This is a genomic window from Kaistia soli DSM 19436 (genome assembly GCF_900129325.1).
In the GTDB taxonomy this organism is placed as follows: domain Bacteria; phylum Pseudomonadota; class Alphaproteobacteria; order Rhizobiales; family Kaistiaceae; genus Kaistia; species Kaistia soli.
This window is the reverse complement of sequence record NZ_FQUP01000001.1, coordinates 87,286-109,115: the sequence shown is the minus strand read 5'-3', so window position 1 is coordinate 109,115 and position 21,830 is coordinate 87,286. Positions and strand designations below refer to the sequence as shown.

General features: G+C 64.8%; 18 protein-coding genes and 1 tRNA gene. 10 read left to right on the top strand and 9 right to left on the bottom strand.

Translation table 11 applies throughout. The features are described from left to right. Window positions 1–7: 7 nt before the first annotated feature. Window positions 8–886 (bottom strand): 23S rRNA (adenine(2030)-N(6))-methyltransferase RlmJ, encoded by an 879-nt coding sequence (locus BUB39_RS00480; RefSeq protein WP_073050979.1) that lies wholly within the window; start codon window positions 884–886, stop codon window positions 8–10. A gap of 190 nt (window positions 887–1,076) precedes the next feature. Between BUB39_RS00480 and BUB39_RS00475 the strand changes: the two genes are divergently transcribed. The 4 genes from BUB39_RS00475 (at window position 1,077) to BUB39_RS00460 (ending at window position 5,933) form a co-directional block, all read left to right on the top strand. Next, window positions 1,077–2,285, top strand: a complete 1,209-nt coding sequence (locus BUB39_RS00475; RefSeq protein ID WP_073050977.1) for a GGDEF domain-containing protein — start codon at window positions 1,077–1,079, stop codon at window positions 2,283–2,285. A gap of 163 nt (window positions 2,286–2,448) precedes the next feature. Continuing rightward, the gene (locus BUB39_RS00470; protein WP_073050975.1) at window positions 2,449–3,006 is read left to right on the top strand and encodes a DsbA family protein; all 558 of its coding nucleotides are present in this window, start codon (window positions 2,449–2,451) and stop codon (window positions 3,004–3,006) included. A gap of 96 nt (window positions 3,007–3,102) precedes the next feature. After that, window positions 3,103–5,193: a molybdopterin-containing oxidoreductase family protein gene (locus BUB39_RS00465; protein WP_073050973.1), complete on the top strand. Its 2,091-nt coding sequence runs from the start codon at window positions 3,103–3,105 to the stop codon at window positions 5,191–5,193. Continuing rightward, window positions 5,190–5,933 (top strand): SDR family oxidoreductase, encoded by a 744-nt coding sequence (locus BUB39_RS00460; RefSeq protein WP_073050972.1) that lies wholly within the window; start codon window positions 5,190–5,192, stop codon window positions 5,931–5,933. The genes BUB39_RS00465 and BUB39_RS00460 overlap by 4 nt, the downstream gene beginning before the upstream one ends. A gap of 12 nt (window positions 5,934–5,945) precedes the next feature. On the opposite strand, the gene purN is transcribed toward BUB39_RS00460, so the two are convergent. Both purN and purM read right to left on the bottom strand, forming a co-directional pair. Further along, window positions 5,946–6,617, bottom strand: a complete 672-nt coding sequence (gene purN, locus BUB39_RS00455) for a phosphoribosylglycinamide formyltransferase (RefSeq protein WP_073050970.1) — start codon at window positions 6,615–6,617, stop codon at window positions 5,946–5,948. Further along, window positions 6,614–7,681, bottom strand: coding sequence for a phosphoribosylformylglycinamidine cyclo-ligase (purM, locus tag BUB39_RS00450; RefSeq protein WP_073050968.1), 1,068 nt, complete (start codon window positions 7,679–7,681; stop codon window positions 6,614–6,616). Before purM ends, purN begins: the two co-directional genes overlap by 4 nt. A gap of 206 nt (window positions 7,682–7,887) precedes the next feature. Between purM and BUB39_RS00445 the strand changes: the two genes are divergently transcribed. From BUB39_RS00445 to ppx, 4 genes are all read left to right on the top strand, one after another. Further along, window positions 7,888–8,949, top strand: a complete 1,062-nt coding sequence (locus BUB39_RS00445; RefSeq protein ID WP_073050966.1) for an AI-2E family transporter — start codon at window positions 7,888–7,890, stop codon at window positions 8,947–8,949. After that, window positions 8,942–9,625: a P-loop NTPase family protein gene (locus tag BUB39_RS00440; protein ID WP_073052635.1), complete on the top strand. Its 684-nt coding sequence runs from the start codon at window positions 8,942–8,944 to the stop codon at window positions 9,623–9,625. Before BUB39_RS00445 ends, BUB39_RS00440 begins: the two co-directional genes overlap by 8 nt. A 75-nt stretch (window positions 9,626–9,700) precedes the next feature. After that, entirely contained in the window at window positions 9,701–11,899 is a 2,199-nt protein-coding gene (locus tag BUB39_RS00435) for an RNA degradosome polyphosphate kinase (protein WP_073050960.1), read from the top strand. Window positions 11,900–11,945: 46 nt separating this feature from the next. After that, window positions 11,946–13,430, top strand: coding sequence for an exopolyphosphatase (ppx, locus tag BUB39_RS00430; RefSeq protein ID WP_073052634.1), 1,485 nt, complete (start codon window positions 11,946–11,948; stop codon window positions 13,428–13,430). 39 nt (window positions 13,431–13,469) lie between these two features. Here the strand turns inward: ppx and BUB39_RS00425 are convergent, their stop codons facing one another. Both BUB39_RS00425 and rnd read right to left on the bottom strand, forming a co-directional pair. Continuing rightward, entirely contained in the window at window positions 13,470–14,375 is a 906-nt protein-coding gene (locus BUB39_RS00425) for a c-type cytochrome (RefSeq protein WP_073052633.1), read from the bottom strand. 62 nt (window positions 14,376–14,437) lie between these two features. Continuing rightward, window positions 14,438–15,610 carry a ribonuclease D gene (rnd, locus tag BUB39_RS00420; RefSeq protein ID WP_073050959.1) on the bottom strand — a complete coding sequence of 391 codons (1,173 nt, stop codon included), beginning with the start codon at window positions 15,608–15,610 and terminating at the stop codon, window positions 14,438–14,440. 458 nt (window positions 15,611–16,068) lie between these two features. Here rnd and aspS point away from each other — a divergent pair, with 458 nt between their 5' ends. Both aspS and BUB39_RS00410 read left to right on the top strand, forming a co-directional pair. Further along, window positions 16,069–17,850, top strand: a complete 1,782-nt coding sequence (gene aspS / locus BUB39_RS00415; RefSeq protein WP_073050958.1) for an aspartate--tRNA ligase — start codon at window positions 16,069–16,071, stop codon at window positions 17,848–17,850. A 122-nt stretch (window positions 17,851–17,972) separates the two neighbouring features. Then, window positions 17,973–18,049, top strand: a tRNA-Met gene (locus BUB39_RS00410). Between the two features lie 122 nt (window positions 18,050–18,171). Here the strand turns inward: BUB39_RS00410 and BUB39_RS00405 are convergent. The 4 genes from BUB39_RS00405 to BUB39_RS00390 all read right to left on the bottom strand — a co-directional run bounded on the left by BUB39_RS00405 (window position 18,172) and on the right by BUB39_RS00390 (window position 21,821). Further along, window positions 18,172–18,858 (bottom strand): TetR/AcrR family transcriptional regulator, encoded by a 687-nt coding sequence (locus BUB39_RS00405; protein WP_073050957.1) that lies wholly within the window; start codon window positions 18,856–18,858, stop codon window positions 18,172–18,174. A gap of 88 nt (window positions 18,859–18,946) precedes the next feature. Next, window positions 18,947–19,882, bottom strand: coding sequence for a cyclase family protein (locus BUB39_RS00400; protein WP_073050955.1), 936 nt, complete (start codon window positions 19,880–19,882; stop codon window positions 18,947–18,949). Continuing rightward, window positions 19,879–20,868, bottom strand: coding sequence for an ABC transporter permease (locus BUB39_RS00395; RefSeq protein WP_073050953.1), 990 nt, complete (start codon window positions 20,866–20,868; stop codon window positions 19,879–19,881). Before BUB39_RS00395 ends, BUB39_RS00400 begins: the two co-directional genes overlap by 4 nt. Beyond that, window positions 20,865–21,821: an ABC transporter permease gene (locus tag BUB39_RS00390; RefSeq protein ID WP_175561668.1), complete on the bottom strand. Its 957-nt coding sequence runs from the start codon at window positions 21,819–21,821 to the stop codon at window positions 20,865–20,867. Before BUB39_RS00390 ends, BUB39_RS00395 begins: the two co-directional genes overlap by 4 nt. Between the last annotated feature and the right edge of the window lie 9 nt (window positions 21,822–21,830).

The following is a 21,830-nucleotide window of genomic DNA, read 5'->3' as shown; positions in this document are numbered from 1 at the left end:
CAGACGCCTACCGCGCCGGGGCTTCCTCGGCGCGGATCCACCAGACGCGCCGGCCGGCGCCGCTGTCCTCGCCCAGCAGGGGCACGAGGCCGGCAAGCAGGCTTTCCAGCGTGTCCTCGAGCTTCCAGGGCGGATTGCAGAGCACCAGTCCGGTGCCGTTGAAAGTGTCGGGCGTCGCCCGGTCGCGGACCCAGAGCTCGGCACCCAGCAGCCGCTGCACGCCGCTGTCGTGCAGCCGCTTGTGGAAGTTCTTGACCGCCCCGAGATCCTTAACCGGATACCAGAGCGCATAGACGCCGGTTGGCCAGCGTTCATAAGCCTTGAGAAAGCCGTCCGCGAGCGTGCGGAACTCGTTTTGCTCCTCATAGGGCGGATCGACGAGCACCAGCCCCCGTCGCTCCTTGGGCGGCACGAAGGAGCCGAGTGCCAGATAGCCGTCGAGCTCGATGGCCTTGACCTGGATATCGCCGGCGAACCGGCTCATGAGCAGCTTGGCATCGTCGCTATTGAGTTCGACGGCGGTCAGCCGGTCGACTTCACGCATCAGCACGCGGGCGATCATCGGCGAGCCGGGATAGAAGCGCAGCCGACCATCTGGATTGACCGCGCGGATGGCGGCGAGATAGGGCGCGAGCGCGTCGGCCAGCTTCGCCGAGAGCATCACCGCCTTGAGATCCGGACCGACCAGCTTGCCGACGCCGCGCTCCCATTCGCCGGTCTTGGCGGCGAGCGGGGAGGTAAGGTCGTAAAGCCCGATGCCGGCGTGGCTGTCGATGACGCGAAAGCCCTTGTCCTTGGCCTTCAGCCGCTCGATCAGCAGCGCCAGCACGGCATGCTTGACGACATCGGCGAAATTTCCGGCGTGATAGGCGTGACGATAGTTCATGCCTGTCCTTACCGCCCCGACCGGCATGGCGCCAGCGCGTGTTGAGCCGCTGCGCCCATGCCGTTGCACTTATTCGGCAAGCTTCACAATTAGGAGTTGCGAAAGTCCCCGACTGCTGGAATTTAGCCACGTCGCCGCGGGGAAACGAGTTTGGTCAGGCCTTGCTCGAGGGGCGATATGGGGAGGAAGCATGTCTCTCGATTTTACAACCCTCTATGTCGTGATCCTCAGCAACACGCTTCTGATGCTGATCGTCTGGAGCGCTATCTATGTCGCCTATGACAGGCTCCCCGCTGCGCGGTGGTGGGTGGCTGCCTGCGCCACCACTGCGATCGGCGGCGGTGTGCTGGCGACCGAAGCGTTCTTCAAGACGCTCGTGCCGATCTATCTCGGCAACGGCCTCGTGATCTTCGGCTTCTGCCTTTATTGGGTCGGCGTGCGTGAGTTCCTTGGCCGGCGGCTGCCATGGCCGGAGGTTTTCGCGATCTCCGGCTCTGCGATGGCAGTCCTGATCGTGCCGACCTTTGTCGAGGCGCAGCCAGGCGCCCGCAATCTCATCTATGCGATCTGCCAGTCGGCACCGCTGTTGGCGGCCACGGTGGATCTTCATCTGTCAAAGGAGCGGCACGCCGGCTCGCGGCTTGCCGAAGCGGGATTTGCGCTCGGCATCCTCGTCCATTTCGTCGAACTGACGAGCAACCTTTTGCAGCAGGCGGACCTGATGGCCCGGCAGACCTATGCTCTGGTGGAGCCGGCCGTCGTGCTGCTTGTCATCTTCAGCGGCATGCTGTGGAATTTCGGGCTGGTTCTGATGGTCACCGATCGTCTCTACAGCGCTCTGCGGCGACAGGCGTTCCAGGATGAACTTACGGGCCTTCCAAACCGTCGCGCGCTCGAAAGCAACCTTGAGGCGCTGATGGACGAAGCGGAAGCGACGGGCCAGCATTTCTCGCTGATGATCGTCGACCTCGACCGCTTCAAGGAGGTCAACGACAATCATGGTCATGCCGCCGGGGACGCCTGCCTCGTCCATGTTGCGCGCACGATCCGGGCCAATCTCGGGCCGACGGACATTCTCGCGCGTACCGGGGGCGATGAGTTCACGATCCTCGTACCCGGCCAGGACGATGCCGAGACCACGATCGTTGGCCAGCGGCTACTCGACACGGCGCGGGCCAATCCTTTCGTCTGGCACCAGCACGCTCTGCCAGCCACGCTCTCGATCGGCTGCGCCACCTGGCGTCCCGGCGCTTCCGCGAAGGCCCTTGGGAGCGCCGCCGACGCTGCACTCTATATGGCCAAGACCCGCGGCCGCGACCGATTCGCCATCGCGCCGCTCCGGATGATGCTGCTGGCCGATCAGCCCGATGATGCGGATATCGTGCCCAGCTCAGTCTGAGACGAGCATTGCCCCGCTCTCGACACGTCTGCCGCACCGCGCGATAAGTCGAGTGTATCCCCGGCCGATATTCGCTTCCTGAATCCCTATTGATTTGCCGAGTACCAGCCGCCCGGCGATGCGCCGATCCGCTTCATCCGCCCATTCCTTGAGGAGATCCGACATGACCCAGCCGACATGGCGCGCCGATCCGCTGACCTTCGGCCACGGTCCGAGCCTTTTCGAGACCTTCCTCGAGCCGACATGCCCCTATTCGTGCCGGGCGTTCGGCAAGCTCGATGCCCTGCTCGCGCTGGCGGGCGAGGACAAGATCACCATCAAGCTCCGCTTTGTCTCGCAGCCATGGCATATGTTCTCGGGTCTGCTGGTCCGCTGCGTGCTCGCCTCTTCAACGCTCCCCGGCGGCAAGGACAATGCCAAGACGGTGCTCGCGGCCATCGCCGAGAAGCGCGAGGAATTTGAATTCGACCACCATTTCGGCGGCGCCAATCTCGACGCGACGCCCCGCCAGATCATCGATCGCCTGGAGGCCTACAGCGGTATCGACCTTTGGGACGCTTTCGCCATTCCCGATCTCGACAAGGAGATCAAATGGCACGCGAAATACGCCCGCCAGAACGGTATCCACGTCTCCCCGACCTTCATGGTCAACGGCCTCGTCCAGCCCGATTTCGGCTCGGGCGATCCCGTCGAGAAATGGGCCGAGCGGCTGCTGGGGTAAGCCTTACGCTCTGTCGCAGGTGCGGCGCAGCCGCGCCTCGACACTGCCCCGATCCGGCGCGATAACGTGCCGGTCGCCCCCGGGACCAAATCCTTCATGAATCAGCTCGCTCCGCTCCGCATCGGCCATTCGGCCTGTCCGCATGACTGTCCGTCCACCTGTGCGCTTGATGTCGAGATCATCGAGGGCAAGCGGATCGGGCGGGTGCGCGGTGCGAAGGACAATGACTATACCGCTGGCGTCATCTGCGCGAAGGTCGCGCGCTATGCCGAGCGGATTCATAATCCGAACCGCCTGACGCAACCTCTTCGCCGCAAAGGCGAAAAGGGCGCGGGCGAATGGGCGTCGATCGGCTGGGAGGATGCCCTCGACGAGATCGCCGAAGCCTTCGTGAAAGCCGAGGCGCGTCTCGGCGCCGAGACGGTCTGGCCCTATTATTATGCCGGCACGATGGGCCTGGTGCAGCGCGACGGCATCAATCGCCTCCGCCACGAAAAGCGCTATTCGGGCTTCTACGGTACGATCTGCACCAACATGGCCTGGACGGGCTATATCGCCGGCGCGGGGCGCATTGCCGGCGTCGATCCGCGCGAGATGGCGAAATCGGATTGCGTCGTGCTCTGGGGGACGAATGCCGTCGCGACGCAGGTCAATGTGATGACCCACGCGATCCGCGCCCGCAAGGAACGCGGCGCCAAGATCGTCGCCATCGACATCTACCAGAACGACACGATGAAGCAGGCCGACATCGCGCTCTGCCTGAAGCCCGGCACCGATGGCGCGCTTGCCGCCGCCGTCATGCATGTGTTGTTTCGTGACGGCCATGCCGACCGGGCCTATCTCGCCCGCTATACCGATGCCGCCGGGGCGCTGGAGGCGCATCTGGCGACCCGTACGCCGGAGTGGGCGGCGGCCATCACCGGCCTTGCCGTCAGCGAGATCGAGGCCTTCGCGACGCTGGTCGGCACGACGAAGCGCAGCTTCTTCCGGCTTGGCTATGGCTTCTCGCGCCAGCGCAACGGCGCTGTGGCGATGCACGCCGCGCTCTCGATTCCCGCGGTCACGGGCGCCTGGCAGCATGAAGGTGGTGGCGCGTTCCATTCGAACAGCGGCATCTTTCATCTCGACAAGACCGCGATCGAGGGTCTCGAACTGATCGATCCGTCGGTGCGCCAGCTCGACCAGTCGCGCACCGGCCCTGTTCTGACCAATGATCCGGACGCGCTGAAGGGCGGCCCGCCGGTGACGGCGATGATCGTCCAGAACACCAATCCTGTCTCGGTCTGTCCGGACCAGACGCTGGTGAAGCGCGGCTTTGCCCGCGACGACCTCTTCGTCGCCGTACACGAGCAAATCATGACCGACACGGCCAGGATGGCCGACATCGTGCTCCCCGCGACGATGTTCATGGAGCATGACGACATCTACAAGGGCGGCGGCCACCAATACATCATCTTCGGCGGCAAGCTGATCGAGCCGCCGGCCGAATGCCGCACCAATCATCAGGTGATCACGGGGCTCGCGCGGCGCCTCGGCCTGACTCACCCGGGCTTTGCGATGAGCGAGCGCGAACTGATCGATGAGATGCTGCAGGGTTCCGGCTGGGGGACGCTCGCAAACCTCGAGGAAAAGCGCTGGATCGATTGCCAGTCCCCGTTCGAGACGGCGCACTTCCTGGATGGCTTTGGCCATGCCGATGGCAAGTTCCATTTCCGCGTCGATTGGGCCGCCGTCGACAACGAGAACTATGGCGCGGTCGGGCCGCATGCCGCAATGCCGGAATTTCCCGATCACTGGGGCTCGATCGAGGCAGCCGATGAGGCGCATCCCTTCCGCCTCGCCACCTCGCCGGCGCGCTCCTTCCTCAATTCCTCGTTCAACGAGACACCGGGATCAATCACCCGCGAGGGCCGGCCGGAGCTGATGATTCACCCCGAGGACGCCGCGGCGCTCGGCATTGTCGAGGGCGAACGCGTCGCGGTCGGCAATGAGCGCGGCGCCGTTACGGTGCATGCCAGGCTGTTCGAGGGCTTGAAGCGCGGCGTCGTGATCTCCGAAGGCATCTGGCCGAACAGCGCCTTCGAAGACGGCAACGGCATCAATACGCTGACCGGCGCGGACCCGGTCGCCCCCTTCGGCGGCGCGGCCGTGCACGACAACAAGGTCTGGGTGAGGAAAGCGGCATGAAGGGTCGGCTCAGCGGCAAGACGGCACTGGTGACGGGCGCTTCGCGCGGCATCGGAAAGGCGATCGCGCTGCGGTTCGCCAGCGAGGGCGCGCGGGTCGGAATTCATTATGGTCGCAGCGAAGCGGCGGCTCGTGCCGTCGCCGATGCCATCGCGGCAATGGGGGGATCAAGCTTCGTCGTCGGCGCCGTGCTCGGCGATCTCAAGGGAGTGGAAACCTTGGTCGCGGGCATTCCCGCCGGAGAGCGGGTCGACATCCTCGTCAACAACGCCGGCCAGTCGCTGCCGGCGGGTCTCGCTGCAGGCGAGGCGAATTTCGATGCGCTGGTCGGCATCAACATGAAGACGCCGTTCTTCGTGACGCAGGCACTTTCGGAGCGGATTTCGGACGGTGGGCGCGTCATCAACATCTCGTCGGGGCTTGCCCGCCTGCCGTTTCCCGACGCCATCGTGTACAGCATGACCAAGGCGGCACTGAACGCGATGACGCGCTCGCATGCCAAGGCGCTTGGTCCGCGCGGGATTACGGTCAATGCGGTACTGCCCGGGATCATCCGTTCGGACATGAGCGACTGGGTAAACGCCCCCGGCGGTGCCGAGGCGGCCTCGGCGCGCTCAGTGTTCGACCGGGTCGGCGAGCCGGCCGATGTCGCCGATATCGTCGCTTTCCTCGCCTCCGACGATGCGCGCTGGGTCACCGGCGAGCTGATCGATGCCAGCGGCGGCCAGTTCCTCGTCTAGTCTCGGCTTGCTTCAGCCGCCGAAACTCGGGGCGATCAGCGCGTCGGCTGTGTCGACGGGCAATGACGGATCAACGATAAGCCGCTCATTCTCCACCCGAACCAGCCCGGCGGCGACGAGCGCCAGCGCCAGCGGATAGATCTCGTGCTCGGAGGACAGGACGCGTGCGGCCAGCGTCTCTGGAGTGTCGTCGAAGGCGATCGGCACGGCGGCCTGGGCGATGATCGGCCCGGAGTCCATTTCTGGCCGTACATAATGGACCGTGCAGCCGGTGATGCGCATGCCGGCCTCGATGGCGCGCTCATGCGTGTGAAGACCCGGAAAGAGCGGCAGCAGCGAGGGATGGATGTTGATCATCCGGTCGCGCCAGCCTTCGACGAAGCCGGGGGTCAACAGACGCATGAAGCCGGCGAGACAGACGAGTTCGACATCCGCCGCTCTGAGAGCCGCGTCGACGGCAGCATCGAAGCCTGGACGGTCCTTCGGATAGGCTTTGTGATCGACCACAGCAGTGGCGATTCCTGCCTCCCTTGCAACAGCGAGTCCGCCCGCATCCGGCCTGTTGGCAAGCACCAGCACGATCTCGGCCGGGAAATCCGTATCCTCGGCGGCCTCGATCAGCGAGCGCATATTGCTGCCACGACCCGAAATCAGGATGGCGACCCGCTTGCGGCCGTGGCTCATAGCGCGAGGCTTCCGTTGAAGATGACGCCTTCGCCCGGCACCAGCGAGCCAAGCCGCATGACCTGTTCGCCCTCGCTGGCGAGGACCGCCGCGACAGCGTCGGCGGCCTCGGGCGCGACGACGACAATCATGCCAACGCCGCAGTTGAAGGTTCGCAGCATTTCGTGGTCCGCGACGCCGCCCGCGCGTGCCAGCCAGCCGAAGACAGGCGGAACGACCACCGCGTCCAGATCGATCGAAGCCGCCAGGCCCTCGGGCAGCACGCGCGGAATATTGTCGATGAACCCGCCGCCGGTGATATGCGCCAGCGCCTTGATGCCGGGGCCAGCGCGGAAGGCCGCGAGCAGCGGCTTCACGTAGATTCGCGTCGGCTGCATCAGCGCGCGGGCCAGCGACTGCGATGCGTCGAAGGGAGCCGGCGCGTCGAATGCCGCGCCGGAAAGCTCGACGATGCGGCGGACGAGCGAATAACCGTTCGAATGAACGCCGGACGAAGCGAGGCCGAGCACGACATCGCCGCTCGCGATATCCGGCGAGGGCAACAGTTGCTCACGTTCGACGGCACCGACGGCGAAGCCTGCGAGATCATAGTCGCCGGCCTTGTACATGCCCGGCATCTCGGCGGTCTCGCCGCCGATCAGCGCGGCGCCCGCGATGCGGCAGCCCTCGGCGATGCCGGCAACCACGGTCGCCGCCTCTTCGGGGTCGAGCTTGCCGGTCGCGAAATAGTCGAGGAAGAAGAGCGGCTCGGCACCCTGCACGATGAGGTCGTTGACGCACATGGCGACGAGGTCGATGCCGACCGTGTCGTGGATTTTGGTGTCGATGGCGATCTTCAGCTTGGTACCGACGCCGTCATTGGCGGCCACAAGCAGTGGATCCTTGAAACCCGCGGCTTTCAGATCGAACAGACCGCCGAACCCGCCGATCTCGGCATCGGCGCCCGGCCGGCGTGTGGCCTTCACCAGCGGCTTGATCAGCGTCACCAGGCGATTGCCTGCGTCGATGTCGACGCCGGCATCGGCATAGCTCAAGGCATTGGCGCGGGTGCTCTTGTCGGTCATCGGCTGTATCCGGTTGCGATGCGGAGGGAGGATCACAGCAGCGCCGCTCCGTCAACCGATATTCGGGTCATCGGCACGGCGATATGCGTCGCGGCCGCATGCTTGACCCGCCTTCTGCCATCGTCCTATCTGGTTCGGCGTGCCGAAAGCCCGATCCGGGGCGGCCGCCAGCCCGGGGGACCAGCGTTTTGAGCCTGCAGCGTCAGATGATGTTCTGGGTGGGCGCGCTTGCCGCCTTCATCCTGTTCCTCGTCGTCTTCCGCACCGTGCTGCTGCCGTTCATCGCCGGCATGGCGGTCGCCTATGCGCTCGACCCGGTCGCCGACTGGTTCGAGCGGCGCGGCTTCAGCCGCATGGCGGCGTCGCTGATCATTCTCGTCGTCTTCGTCGTCCTGCTGGTGCTGATGTTCGTGCTGTTCGTGCCTATCCTTGCGAACCAGCTGGCCGGATTCATCGAGCGGATTCCATCCTATGCGCAGCAATTGCAGTCGCTGGCCAATTCGCTGTTGAACACGAGGTTCGGCGCGCTTTTCCGCGTGGATGCGGCGCAGTTGCAGAGTTCGATGGGGCAATTGATGAGCCAGGGCGCGTCCTGGCTGTCGACGGTGCTCAAATCGCTGTGGAGCGGCGGCTCGGCGCTCATCGACGTCATCTCGCTTCTCGTCGTCACCCCCGTCGTCGCCTTTTACATGCTGGTCGACTGGGACCGGATGCTGGCACGGATCGACAGCTGGATTCCGCGCGATCATGTCGAGACCGTACGCATGCTCGCTCGCGATGCCGACAGCGCCATTGCCGGCTTTGTGCGCGGGCAGGGGCTCGTTTGCCTCATCCTCGGCTCGTTCTATGGCCTCGGCCTGGCCGTGCTGGGGCTCAATTTCGGCCTGCTCATCGGCATCGGCGCGGGCATCCTGTCGTTCATTCCCTATGTCGGCACGACGCTCGGCTTCGTCATCTCGGTCGGCGTCGCCATCGTCCAGTTCTGGCCGGACTGGTATTGGGTCGGCGCCGTGATCGGCGTCTTCCTCGTCGGCCAGTTCTTCGAAGGCAACATCCTGCAGCCGCGCCTCGTCGGCGCCAGCGTCGGCCTGCATCCCGTCTGGCTGATGTTTGCGCTCTTCGCCTTTGGCGTGCTGTTCGGCTTTGTCGGTCTGTTGATCGCCGTGCCCGCATCCGCGGCGATCGGCGTCCTCGTGCGATTCGGCATTGCGCGCTACCTGACGAGCCCCATCTATCGCGGCGATGCTGAAGCCAGCCCTGATGAGTGAAACGCGCCAACTGGCGCTTGAGCTGCCGCACCCGCCGGCGTTGACGCGCGCAGATTTCATCGTCGGCGCCGCCAACGAAGCGGCGATCGCGATGATCGACCGCTATCCGGCCTGGCCGAACCGCGTGGCGATTCTGGTCGGCCCGCCGGGTTCGGGCAAGACGCACCTCGCCGCGATCTGGCGCGAATCCAGCGGCGCCGCGGAGGTCGGAGCGCGTGATCTCGGCACCGCTGATCTCGGCGCGCTGCTCGCATCCGGCGCCGTGCTGGTCGAGGATATCCATGCGCCGGAGACGGATCCGACAGCGCTGTTTCATCTGCTCAATCTTGTGCGCGAGCGCGAGGCTCATGCCCTGCTGACGAGCCGCGTGCTTCCGGCCGAGCTTGCATTCGTGCTCCCCGATTTGCGCTCGCGCCTCCGAGCCGCTGTCCCGGTCGGTCTCGATGCGCCCGACGACGCGTTGCTGGCGCAGGTGATCGTCAAGCTCTTCGCCGATCGGCAGCTTCCCGTCGACGCCAGCCTCGTCGACTATCTCAGCCGACGCATCGAACGCTCGCTGGAGGCAGCTGGAAGGATCGTCGCCGCGCTCGACGCCGAGGCGCTCGCCGCCGGGCGGCCGCTTACGCGCCAGCTCGCCGCGCAGGTGCTGGCTCGCATCGAGGGCGAAGAAGGCTGAATCGATGCAGCCATGACGAAACCGTCATAATCAGGCTATATGGTGCCGCGGCCTTACCTCGATTGGAACCGCCCCATGGACCAGACGAACCCCGAAGCCAGCGCAGCGCTTGCCGAAGTCGCACGGATCGACCAGGAAGCCGAGCGGTTGCGGCATAGCCCCGAGCGCTTCGTCAATCGCGAGATCTCGTGGCTCGAGTTCAATCGCCGCGTTCTCGAGGAATCGGGCAATGCCAGCCATCCATTGCTGGAGCGGCTGCGGTTTCTCTCGATCTCCGCTAATAATCTCGACGAGTTCTTCATGGTGCGTGTCGCGGGCCTTCGTGGCCAGCAGCGCGAAGGAATCAGCCTCACCAGCGATGATGGACTGACCCCGAGCGAGCAGCTCGTGAAGATCGGCGAGGCGGTTGGCCGGCTCGCATCCGACCAGCAGGCGCGCTGGGCGGAACTGAAGAAGGAAATGGATACGGTCGGCGTGGTGACGGTCGATCCGGCCGAGCTGACTGCGGCGGATCGCATCTGGCTGGAAGCCTATTTCCTCGACGCGGTCTTCCCGATCCTGACGCCGCTCGCCATCGACCCGGCTCACCCATTTCCGTTCATTCCGAATCTCGGATTCTCGCTGATCCTGCAGCTCGCGCGGGCCTCGTCCGGCGCGCGGATGACGGCGCTTCTGCGCATTCCGATGACGATCGACCGCTTCATCCGCCTGCCGGAATCGGCGCCGGGCGTCGATCGGTTCATCAGCCTTGAGCAGACGGTGTCACTGTTCACTTCGCGCCTTTTCCCGGGCTATGTGGTTGAAGGACAAGGCGCTTTCCGCATCATTCGAGACAGCGAGCTGGAAGTCGAGGAAGAGGCAGAAGATCTCGTCCGATTCTTCGAGACGGCGCTGAAGCGCCGCCGCCGCGGTTCGGTGATCCGCCTCGAGATCGAATCGGCGACGCCGGAAAAGCTGCGCAATTTCGTGGCCGGCGCGCTGGCCGTTCTGCCTGACGAGGTCTTCCTCGTCGAAGGCATGCTCGCGCTCAACGATCTCTCGCAGCTCGTCGCGATCGACCGGCCGACGTTGAAATTCCCGCCTTATCAGGCACGATTTCCCGAGCGTATCCGCGAGCATGGCGGCGACTGTTTCGCGGCGATCCGCCAGAAGGACCTGATCGTCCATCACCCATACGAATCGTTCGACGTCGTCGTTCAGTATCTGCGCCAGGCGGCGCTTGATCCCGACGTCGTGGCGATCAAGCAGACGCTCTACCGCACCTCGAAGAACTCGCCGATCGTCCAGGCGCTGGCCGAGGCGGCGGAGGCCGGCAAGTCGGTGACCGCGCTGGTCGAGCTCAAGGCGCGCTTCGACGAGGAAGCTAACATCAAGTGGGCGCGCGATCTGGAGCGCGCCGGCGTGCAGGTGGTCTACGGCTTTATCGAGCTGAAGACGCATGCCAAGCTCTCGCTGGTGGTGCGCCGCGAGGGCGGTCAGCTCCGGAGCTATGTCCATATCGGAACGGGCAATTATCATCCGATTACCGCCCGGATTTATACGGATCTGTCCTATTTCTCGGACGATCCGGCGGTTGCCCGGGATGTCGCGCGGGTCTTCAATTATATCACCGGCTATTCAGAGCCGGTCGAGATCGAGCGGCTGTCGACCTCGCCGCATTTCCTGCGCAAGCGCATCCTCGATCTGATCTATGCCGAGATCGAGCATGTGAAGGCCGGCCGTCCCGGCGCCATCTGGATGAAGATGAACTCGCTCGTCGATCCGCAGATCATCGACGCGCTCTACGATGCGAGCCGGGCCGGGGTCGATGTCGAGATCGTCGTGCGCGGAATTTGCTGCCTGCGGCCGGGCATTCCCGGCCTTTCAGAACGCATCCGGGTGAAATCCATTGTGGGCAGGTTCCTGGAACATGCCCGCATCCTCTGTTTCGGCAACGGCCACGGCTTGCCGTCGCCCGAAGCGATTGTTTATATCGGCTCCGCGGACATGATGCCGCGCAACCTCGATCGTCGCGTCGAAGCGATGATTCCGATGCAGAATGCGACCGTGCACGAGCAAGTCCTTGACCAGATCATGGTCGCCAATCTCAAGGACAACCAGCAGAGCTGGGAAATCCTCTCGGACGGTTCCTCGCGTCGTATCGTTCCCCGCAAGGGCGAAGAACTCTTCAACGCCCATCAATACTTCATGACCAACCCGAGTTTGTCCGGACGTGGAAAATCCCTCAAGAACAGTTCGCCGCGATCGATCGGGGGCAAGCAGCCCAAGCACTGACGGTGGCGTCAGCGCGGCGGAATCGTCGGAACATGCTCCGGGGCGGCTGAACGGCAGCGGACCGGTTGCGATCATCGATATCGGCTCGAACTCGGTCCGGCTCGTCGTCTATGAGCGGATGAGCCGGACGCCGATGCCGCTGTTCAACGAGAAGGAACTGGCCGGCCTCGGCCGCGGCGTCGCGACGACGGGCCGTCTCAATGACGAGGCCGTGGCGACCTCGCTCGATGCGATCCGACGCTTCAAGGTTCTGTGCGAGCAGATGGGCGTCAAGACGATGCACGTCCTCGCCACGGCGGCGGCGCGTGATGCCAGCAACGGGCCGGAATTCCTGAATTCCGTCGAATCGATCACCGGCCTGCATCCGGCGCTGCTGAGCGGCCCGGAAGAGGCGCGGCTGTCGGCCATGGGCGTGCTTTCGGGCATCCACAAGCCTGATGGCATCGCCGGCGATCTCGGCGGCGGCAGCCTGGAGGTCGTCGACGTCAAGAACGGCCGGATCGGCATCGGCGAGACCTTTCCGCTTGGCGGGCTAAGGCTTGAGGAAGTGTCGGACCGCACCGTCCGCAAGGCGGAAAAGATCGTCGTCGAGGCGCTCGCCAATTCGAAGGTCCTGTCGGGCGGGCAGGGGCGGGCATTCTACGCGATCGGCGGCACCTGGCGTTCGCTGGCGCGGCTGCATATGCGGCAGAAGGGCTATCCGCTGCACATCATGCATCAGTATTCGATGCCGGCCTCCGAGGCGCTCGAGTTCTGCCGGATGGTGGCGCGGCGCGACGCGGAATCGCTCGATTCGATCGAGGCGGTCTCCAAGAGCCGCCGCGCCCTGCTGCCTTATGGCGCGATCGTTCTCGAACAACTCATCCGCGTAATGAAGCCGTCGGAGATCGTGCTTTCGGCGCTCGGCGTGCGCGAGGGGCTGCTCTACGATCTGCTGCCGGACGCGGAAAAGGCGGAAGACCCCCTGATTGCCGCCTCGGAGGAACTGGCGGTGCTTCGCTCCCGGTCTCCGGGCCATGCCCGCGAACTCGGGCCCTGGTCGGGCCAGGCGCTGGCGGCGATGGGCTTCGAGGAGACGGAGGACGAGCAGCGGCTGCGCATTGCCGCCTGCCTGCTGGCTGATATCGGCTGGCGCGGCCATCCCGATTATCGCGGCGAGCAGAGCCTCAATCTGATTTCGCACGGCGCCTTTGTCGGCATTGACCATCCTGGACGGGCCTATCTGGCGCTGGCCAACTATTACCGCCACGAGGGGCTTGTCGACGAGAACATCTCCTCGCGCATCCGCGAACTGGCCACGACACGGCTTATGGAACGGGCGCGTGCGCTCGGCGCGGTGCTGCGTGTCGCCTATATGATCTCCGGATCGATGGCCGGTGTCATTCCCCGCACGCGCTTCGAGGCGCAGGGCGACCAGCTGACGCTGGTGCTGCCGCATGACAAGGCGGCGCTGATCGGATCGCGGCTTTCCCGCCGTGTGACGCAGTTGGCCAAGCTCTCGGCGATGACGCCGCGCATCGTTCTCGAATAGGCGCGGCGTCGGCCGCACCTGGCGCGGCTCCTGTCGGCGTCACACCTCGCCCTGCTTCTTCGCCGGCAGGCTCTTGAAGAAGGCGTAGAGTGCGGCGACGTCGGACGCATCGAGTTCTTTCAATGATTCGAAGGGCATGACCGGGCTGACCGGCGAGCCGTCTGGGCGCTTGCCGCTCTTCAGCATGGCGGCGAAGGCCGCTTCGCTCGGATAATGCGCCATCGCGCTGCCGGCGCCTGTTGTCAGGTTGGCTGCGGCTGGCCAATCCGGCGGGGCGCCCGGGATCGGGCCGCCCGACAGCGCCGGATTGTGGCAGCCGCGGCAGGAATTGGCGACATAGTCGCCATAGGCGATCGTCGCGGTCGGCGCGATGGGCTGTGGTGGCGGCAGCGTGTGGTCGATCTTCTCGGCCGCATCGCGGATGATCCCGCTGGCATAGAGAAAGCGCACGACCAGTGGCAGCTTAATTTCCGCCACCTGGCCTTCGACCGGCGGCAGCGTCTTCACATAGCCGACCAGCATGCCGAGATCCTCATCGGTCATGCGCGCATAGTCTTCGCTCGGCATGATCAGGACCGGCCGGCCGTTCGGCTTGATGCCGTGGCGCAGCAGGCGGACCCAGTCGAGCGGACCGAGCGCGTTCGCCACGGTCCCGACGGCGGAGGAGATGTTCGGCGCGCGGACCAGCATGCCGGCGCCGTCGTCGATCACGACCTTGCCGGCGCCGTCGCGGCCATGGCAATCGGTGCAGCCGCGCGATTCGTAGAGATATTTGCCGCGCGCAATCCCTTCGGGATCGACCGCGATGGCGACAGGCGCCACATTGACGTCGACGATGCGGTTCCGCTTGTGCTGGCTTCCGAACCAGGCAAAGCCCGCAAGGCAGACCGCAACGACTGCGATCACCAGCACGATCGCGCCGGCGATGGTCACAATCTTCCGCATCGACATCCTCCTGAAGTTGCAGGAGGTTTATCCGTCGATGCTGCGTTGCGAAGTGACGGAAGTCACAGCGGCGCGGCAGGATCCCGGTCGCGCACGATCGAAACGCGGCGGCCATCGAGGCGGAGCGCAATCTCGCCGCGCTTCAATTTGAGCGCGTTCTCGCCGAAAAGGTCGCGTCGCCAGCCGGCAAGCGGCGCCACGCCGGCATCGTCATCCGCCGCAATCGCTTCCAGTTCATCGACCGTCGCGATGACACGCGCCGCGACGCCGTGCTCCTCACTCGTCATCTTGAGCAGAACCTTGAGCAGGTCGACGGCGGCGCCGTTGCCGTCCGACATCGGCCGCGTCTTCGGCACGCGCGGGAGCTGATCCTTCGGGATCGCCGCGGCGCGCTTGACCGCGGCGAGGATGTCCTCCGCGGTGCGGGAACGCTCGAAGCCCTTCGGGATGGTCCGCAGCCGGCCAAGCGCCTCGGCGGTCGTCGGAAGCTGCTCGGCGATTTCGTAGATCGCGTCGTCCTTGATGATGCGGCCGCGCGGTACGTCGCGCGCCTGCGCCTCGCTTTCGCGCCAGGCGGCGATTTCCATCAGGACGGCCAGCTGTAGCGGCTTCTTGATCCGCATTTTCAGCCGTTTCCAGGCGTTTTCGGGCTCAACCTGATAGGTGTCGACCGACGTCAGGACGTCCATCTCTTCGGCGACCCAGTCGCTGCGGCCCTGGCTCTCGAGCTTGCCCTTCAGCGCCAGATAGACATCGCGCAGATGCGTCACGTCGGCGAGAGCGTATTCGACCTGGTGCTCGGTGAGCGGACGGCGGCTCCAGTCCGTGAACCGCGAAGACTTGTCGATCGGGTGTCCGGTGATGCGCCCCACGAGCTGATCATAGGAGATCGACTCGCCATAGCCGCAGACCATGGCGGCGACCTGGGTGTCGAAGATCGGGTGCGGGAGAATGCCACCGAGATGCCAGACGATCTCGATGTCCTGCCGCGCGGCATGGAACACCTTCATCACCGTCTCGTCCGCCATCAGCGCGAAGAAGGGGGCAAGGTCGAGACCCGGCGCCTCGGCGTCGATGATCACGGCCTCATCGGCGCTGGCGATCTGGATGATGCAGAGCTTGGGCCAGTAGGTCGTCTCGCGCATAAATTCCGTATCGACCGTGACGAAGTCGAACGTGGCGAAACGGGAACAGGCGGCGGCAAGGGATTCGGTCGAAGTAATGATATCCGTCATGCGCTTTTCATAGCGCAGGTGCTGGCGCTTGTCGCGTAGGGGGAAGGGGCAAAAAGAAAGCCCAAGCTCCGGCAATGGCGCGCATGATTGTCTATGCACATCCATCGGCTACGGGCTTGGGCGATCGGTATCGCAGCATCGGCGACGATGCATCGTCTGCCTATGAGCGCGCCGGCCGGAGTACATCCGTCCTAGCCGACAGGGGAGGCGCCCTTTCGGGGCACCAGTCCCGCGGCTCTCGCTGCGATGAACCTTAGATGGTGTCGAGCTTCGGCTTTGCAAGGGCTAGCCGGTGGGCATTGCGGAAACGCAATTTCGCTCTGTGCCACAATGTCGAAGATGCAAACGCGTGTTTCGATTTCGGCACTTTTCTTGACAACCGGCATGGTGCATGCGCTTTCTCCCGCGCAAATAACGGCATTGCCGCGCCTCGAAATTCGCAGTCCGGATCGACCATCATGCATCGCTATCGCACCCATACCTGCGGCCAACTCCGTGAAACCAACACGGGCGAAAATGTTCGCCTCTCCGGCTGGGTCCACCGGGTACGCGATCATGGCGGGCTGCTCTTCATCGATCTGCGGGATCATTACGGGCTGACCCAGATCGTCGTCGATCCAGACTCCGCTGCTTTCGGCACGGCCGAGCAGCTCCGCTCGGAATGGTGCGTGCGCATCGACGGTCTCGTGAAGAAGCGGACCGCCGAGACCGTGAACCCGAACCTTGCCACCGGCGCCGTCGAGCTGTTCGCGAGCGAGATCGAGGTCCTCTCGGCCGCCAAGGAATTGCCGCTGCCGGTGTTCGGCGAGCCGGACTATCCCGAGGACACGCGCCTCAAATACCGCTTCCTCGATCTTCGCCGTGAAACGCTCCATGCCAACATCATGAAGCGCACGCAGGTGATCGCCTCGATGCGCCGGCGCATGACCGAGATCGGCTTCACCGAATTTTCGACGCCGATCCTGACCGCGTCCTCGCCCGAGGGCGCGCGCGACTTCCTCGTGCCTTCGCGCATCCATCAGGGCAAGTTTTACGCGCTGCCGCAGGCGCCGCAGCAGTACAAGCAGCTCCTGATGGTCGCCGGCTTCGACCGCTATTTCCAGATCGCGCCCTGCTTCCGCGACGAGGACCCGCGCGCCGACCGCCTGCCGGGCGAATTCTACCAGCTCGACCTCGAAATGAGCTTCGTCACGCAGGACGACATCCTCGGCACGATGGAGCCGGTGATGCGCGGCCTGTTCGAGGAATTCGCCGACGGCAAGAGGGTCACGGAAACCTTCCGCCGCATTCCTTATGACACGGCGATCCGCACCTATGGCTCCGATAAGCCGGACCTGCGCAACCCGATCGAGATGCAGGCGGTGACGCAGCATTTCGCCGGCTCGGGCTTCAAGGTGTTCGCACGCATGATCGAGGCCGATCCGAAGGCCGAGGTCTGGGCGATCCCGGCCAAGGGCGGCGGCTCCAGAGCGTTCTGCGACCGCATGAACTCCTGGGCGCAGCAGCAGGGCCAGCCGGGCCTCGGCTATATCTTCTGGCGCACCGAAAACGGCGCGCTTGAGGGTGCGGGTCCGGTCGCCAAGAACATCGGAGAGGAGCGCACCGAGGCGCTGCGCCAGCAGCTTGGCCTTGAGGATGGCGACGCCGTCTTCTTCGTCGCCGGCAATCCGAAGACGTTCTACCGCTTCGCCGGCGATGCGCGCACGCGCGTCGGCACCGAGCTTGGCCTCGTCGATACCAACAGCTTCGAGCTCGCCTGGATCGTCGATTTCCCGTTCTATGAATGGAGCGAGGAAGAGAAGAAGCTCGATTTCGCGCACAATCCCTTCTCGATGCCGCAGGGTGGGCTCGATGCGCTGGCAAACCAGGATCCGCTGACGATCAAGGCTTACCAGTATGATCTCGTCTGCAACGGCTTCGAGATCGCCTCGGGCGGCCTGCGCAATCACATTCCGGAGCTGATGGTGAAGGCCTTCGGCCTGGTTGGGCTCGACGAGACGACGGTCGAGGAGCGCTTCGGCGGCCTCTATCGCGCGTTCCAATATGGCGCGCCGCCGCATGGCGGCATGGCGCCGGGCATCGACCGCATCGTGATGCTGATCTGCGGCGTGCAGAACCTGCGCGAGATCACGCTGTTCCCGATGAACCAGCAGGCGCAGGATCTCCTGATGGGCGCCCCCAGCGAGGCCGGCACGCGTCAGCTTCGCGAACTCGGCATCCGCATCAATCCGGCGAGCTGATCGTCGTTCGGCCTGTGGACGAAATCAAAAATCGTCCCGGCCGGGGTTTCAAGCCGGTGGCCGAACGCCTATATGACCGTTGCGCGACGGCGAAAGCCAAGTCTCTTCGTCGAAGCACTTATCGCGGGGTGGAGCAGCCCGGTAGCTCGTCAGGCTCATAACCTGAAGGTCATCAGTTCAAATCTGGTCCCCGCAACCAGCCCTGTAAAAGGCCCGCCTTCCGGCGGGCCTTTTGCTTTTTGGTCGCCTCGATGCTTGCTGCCGGTCTCATGATCGCCGATGCCGCTGGAGACCGGCGGTTCATCCGCGGAGACAGTTGGTTCAGCCGTTTTTCAGATAGGTGACGATCATGTCTTGGATGAGCTGGCGATGCCGGACGAGGACGACTGCGTCGCCCAGATCACGCTCGAAGATCGTGCTGAAGGTGTGCCGGTTCGAAACGCGGAAGAAGCAGAACGAACTGATCATCATGTGCAGGTCGGTGGCGTCGATGGCCGCCTTGAAGGTGCCGTCGCTTCGTCCGCGATCGAGGATTCGCTGGATGGTGTCGATCACCGATGCGTTGAGCTTGGCGATCACCGGCAGCGTCTTCAGGTGATCCGCATTGTGGATGTTCTCGATCGCGACGAGGCGAACGAATTCCGGGTGGTCGTTCTGGTAGTCGAAGGTGGAGCCGATCAGGATGCGGATCGCGTCTTCCGGGCTGTATTCGTCGAGATGCAGGTCCCCCTCGACGATGCGAATGCCGCCATAAGCGCGCTCGAGAACGGCGAGGTAGAGACCTTCCTTGCTGCCGAAATGGTAATAGATCATCCGCTTCGACGTCAGCGTCTTCTCGGCAATCGTGTCGACGCGCGCCCCGGAAAGGCCGTTGGCCGCAAACTCTTCCGTCGCAATATCGAGGATGTTGTTGCGCGAGACCTCGGCATCGCCGCGACCGGATGCCCGCTTGCCACTCTCAGTCTGACCGCCCGCGCCGCTTTCGCCGGGTTGCTTCTCAAGGGCCATTCGTATTCCCGACGCTTGGGTTAAGGGCCGAAATCTAGCAAAGGCGCCCGAGACAAGCGAGGCATGCAAGGCCGCGCGAGCGATGGCCTCACAGGATGGCGAAAGGCGTCCCGGGCGAGCCCGTTGCGCCCTCGATGCGCAGCGGCGCAAAGGCATAGACGAATTCGGAACGTCCCGATTGCGCGAGATCGTCCAGCTTCATGCCTTCGTGCAGATAGATGCCGTGCCGCATGATGAGATGCTGGTGGCAGGGCAGGACAACTTCCGGATCGACAGCCGGGATGACATCAACGGCGAAGTTGTCGGCACCGACGACTGAGGGCTGCAGCGTCGCAAGATATTCGGCTGCCGCAAGCCCGAGACCGGGCGCGCCGTCGTACCAGCTGTCGGCATGCGAGAAGAAGCGCGCGCCATGTCCGGTACGGATGAGGACGACGTCGCCGGGATTGAGCCAGCCTTCCTGCCCGAGCCCCTGTCGCTCCAGACACTGCCTGAGATGATCGGGCGTGATCTCGAAGCCGTTTTCGAGCGGGGTGCCGAAGAGCCCCTCGACGTCGAGCAGCACGCCGCGCGTATAGAAGACCGGCGCCTTGTCGATGCCGAGCTTTCTGAGGCCATAGGGCGTCCAGATGTCGGACAGCTTGTTGCCGTTGTAGACGAGCGTTTCGCAATGGCCGCAGGGCAGGCGGATCTGATGTCCGACATGCCCGAGCGCATCCATATGCGTGCCGATCTGGCCGAGTTCGGCGACGACGAAATCATCGTTCCAGACTGTCTGCGAAACGGCGCCTTCGGGCCCGCCGGACGGTCCGCCCGGCATCTTGATGCCAAAGGTTCGGCCGGGCGATAGCGGCATGCCGACGCGGTAGGGAAAGCCGAGCGGGATGATCTCGCCGGTGCGGATCATCGCCTGGGCGCGAAGCACCGTCTCAGGCCCTTGCAGGTTGCCGGCACCCTGCTCGTCGTTTGGCCCCCACCTCGACGGAAACCAGCCCTCGCCGAGCGCCGGATTGGGGCGGGTCATGCGGGCACCTTGATGATTGGCGCGGGGCGCCGCATCGCGAGCCGGAAGCGCCCGGCAGCGGCCGCGAAGATTGCTTCCGCCACGATCACGATGATCAACAGCAGGCCGGTGGCAAGGCTCTGCGCCCAGAAGGGCGCGCCGAGCGCCGCAATGCCGGTGACCAGGAAGCGGATGCAGAAGAGACCGATCAGGACGCCGACGATGCTGCCCTTGCCGCCTTTCAGGGAGATACCGCCGATGAGACAGGCCGCCACCGCTTCGAGCAGCAGCGAATCATAGCTGAGCGGCGAGGCGCTGCCGGCCTTCAGCGACAGCAGCGCACCGGCGAGGCCGGCAAGCGCGGCCGAGAGCGCGAAGGCGATCATGATGGGACGGCGTATCGGCACGCCCGCCGCGCGGGATTCGCTGCGTCCGCCGCCGATCGCGAAGATCTCGCGGCCCCAGAGCGTCCAGCGCGTAAAGGCGAAGATCAGCGCCGCCGCTGCGAACAGGGCCAGGCTGAGGACGGAGAAGATGCCGAACTTGCCGATCAGGATGTCGGTAGCGGCAATGTCTTCGAGCGGAACGAGCTGGGTCTTCTCGCCGGAAACGAGCAGCGCGATGCCGCGAAAGGCGATGAGAGTGCCCACCGTGAAGATCATCGAATTGATGCCGATGCGGTGGATGAGCCAGCCCTGCAGCGCGCCGATGGCGGCGCAGACGAGCACCACGACGATGATCGACGGGAAGACGCCGATCGGGAACAGCTTGACCGCGAGAATGCCGGCGAGCGCCGCCAGCGAGCCGACCGAAAGGTCCATCTCGCCGGCGATCATCGTGAGCGCGACGCCGAGCGCCACGAGCCCGCTGAGCACGGCGCTGTCGAGGAGGGCGGCGACGCCAGCCGGGGAATAATAGCTCGGCAGATGCAGCGCGAAGACGAGATAGACGATGAGCATCAGGCCGAGGCGCCCGAGCAGATCAGCCGACCGGGATGAGACCTTCACCGCAGCCTCCTTTGCAGAAGATGGAACGCGCCGGTCGCCAGAAGCACGAGACCGCCGACCACGGTCATGCGCAATCCGGCGGTGAAGCCGTTCAGCAGCATGAAATTCTGGAGGAGGGCGATGAGAATGGCGCCGAGAGCAGCCTGGAGCGGCGAGCCCTGGCCGCCGCGAAGCGCGATGCCCCCGACGAGAACGGCCGCGATGTAGTCGAAGTCATAACCGGCGAAGAGGTCCGCCTTCGCCTGCGAGAACTGCGAAACGGTGAAGACCGCCATGATCGCGACGCCGACCGACAAGGCGACGAAGGCAACGACGGTGGCAAGGCGGACGTTGAGTCCGCTTGCGATCGCCGTCTGGGGATTGGCGCCGGAGAGCACGAGCAGCCGGCCCAGGCGGGCCCGGCGGATCAGGGCCCAGCTGACCAGCGCCAGCGCGATGAAGGCCCAGCTCTGGGTCGGCACCCCGAGCGGGCGTCCGGTGCCCAGCGCAAGCGCGATATCGCTGTCGATGCGCACGATTGAGTTGCCGCTGAAGAGGGCCGCTAGACCTCGGAACACGGTGCTGAAGGCCAGCGTCGTGATGATCGGATTGCCGACGACGGAAATCGACAGGCCCTGCGCCATGCCGGCGAGGATCGCGACGAGGAGCGTCGCGGCGAGGCCAGCGGCAAAGCCGAGATGGCCGACAGCCAGCGCGAAGATCACCGCGAGGAAGGCTCCGAGCGCCGCCGCGGAGAGCGCGAACAGATTGCCCGATATGGTGACATAGCTCATGCCGATCGCCACGATGCCGGTGATGGAGGCTGCGCGGACGATCACCAGCATGTTGTCGAAGGTGGCGAACGAGGGCGTGATCACGCCGGCCACAAGATAAAGCGCGACGATGGCGGCGATCACCCAGACGAAGCGGGGAACACTGCGCCTCCGGGCCGCGGAAGGTGAAACGTCGGTCATGATGGACAT

Coding starts and splice junctions, on each gene's coding strand:
- BUB39_RS00480 (WP_073050979.1), bottom strand. CDS start 886: ATGAACTATCGTCACGCCTATCACGCCGGAAATTTCGCCGATGTCGTC.
- BUB39_RS00475 (WP_073050977.1), top strand. CDS start 1,077: ATGTCTCTCGATTTTACAACCCTCTATGTCGTGATCCTCAGCAACACG.
- BUB39_RS00470 (WP_073050975.1), top strand. CDS start 2,449: ATGACCCAGCCGACATGGCGCGCCGATCCGCTGACCTTCGGCCACGGT.
- BUB39_RS00465 (WP_073050973.1), top strand. CDS start 3,103: ATGAATCAGCTCGCTCCGCTCCGCATCGGCCATTCGGCCTGTCCGCAT.
- BUB39_RS00460 (WP_073050972.1), top strand. CDS start 5,190: ATGAAGGGTCGGCTCAGCGGCAAGACGGCACTGGTGACGGGCGCTTCG.
- purN (WP_073050970.1), bottom strand. CDS start 6,617: ATGAGCCACGGCCGCAAGCGGGTCGCCATCCTGATTTCGGGTCGTGGC.
- purM (WP_073050968.1), bottom strand. CDS start 7,681: ATGACCGACAAGAGCACCCGCGCCAATGCCTTGAGCTATGCCGATGCC.
- BUB39_RS00445 (WP_073050966.1), top strand. CDS start 7,888: ATGATGTTCTGGGTGGGCGCGCTTGCCGCCTTCATCCTGTTCCTCGTC.
- BUB39_RS00440 (WP_073052635.1), top strand. CDS start 8,942: ATGAGTGAAACGCGCCAACTGGCGCTTGAGCTGCCGCACCCGCCGGCG.
- BUB39_RS00435 (WP_073050960.1), top strand. CDS start 9,701: ATGGACCAGACGAACCCCGAAGCCAGCGCAGCGCTTGCCGAAGTCGCA.
- BUB39_RS00425 (WP_073052633.1), bottom strand. CDS start 14,375: ATGCGGAAGATTGTGACCATCGCCGGCGCGATCGTGCTGGTGATCGCA.
- rnd (WP_073050959.1), bottom strand. CDS start 15,610: ATGACGGATATCATTACTTCGACCGAATCCCTTGCCGCCGCCTGTTCC.
- aspS (WP_073050958.1), top strand. CDS start 16,069: ATGCATCGCTATCGCACCCATACCTGCGGCCAACTCCGTGAAACCAAC.
- BUB39_RS00405 (WP_073050957.1), bottom strand. CDS start 18,858: ATGGCCCTTGAGAAGCAACCCGGCGAAAGCGGCGCGGGCGGTCAGACT.
- BUB39_RS00400 (WP_073050955.1), bottom strand. CDS start 19,882: ATGACCCGCCCCAATCCGGCGCTCGGCGAGGGCTGGTTTCCGTCGAGG.
- BUB39_RS00390 (WP_175561668.1), bottom strand. CDS start 21,821: ATGACCGACGTTTCACCTTCCGCGGCCCGGAGGCGCAGTGTTCCCCGC.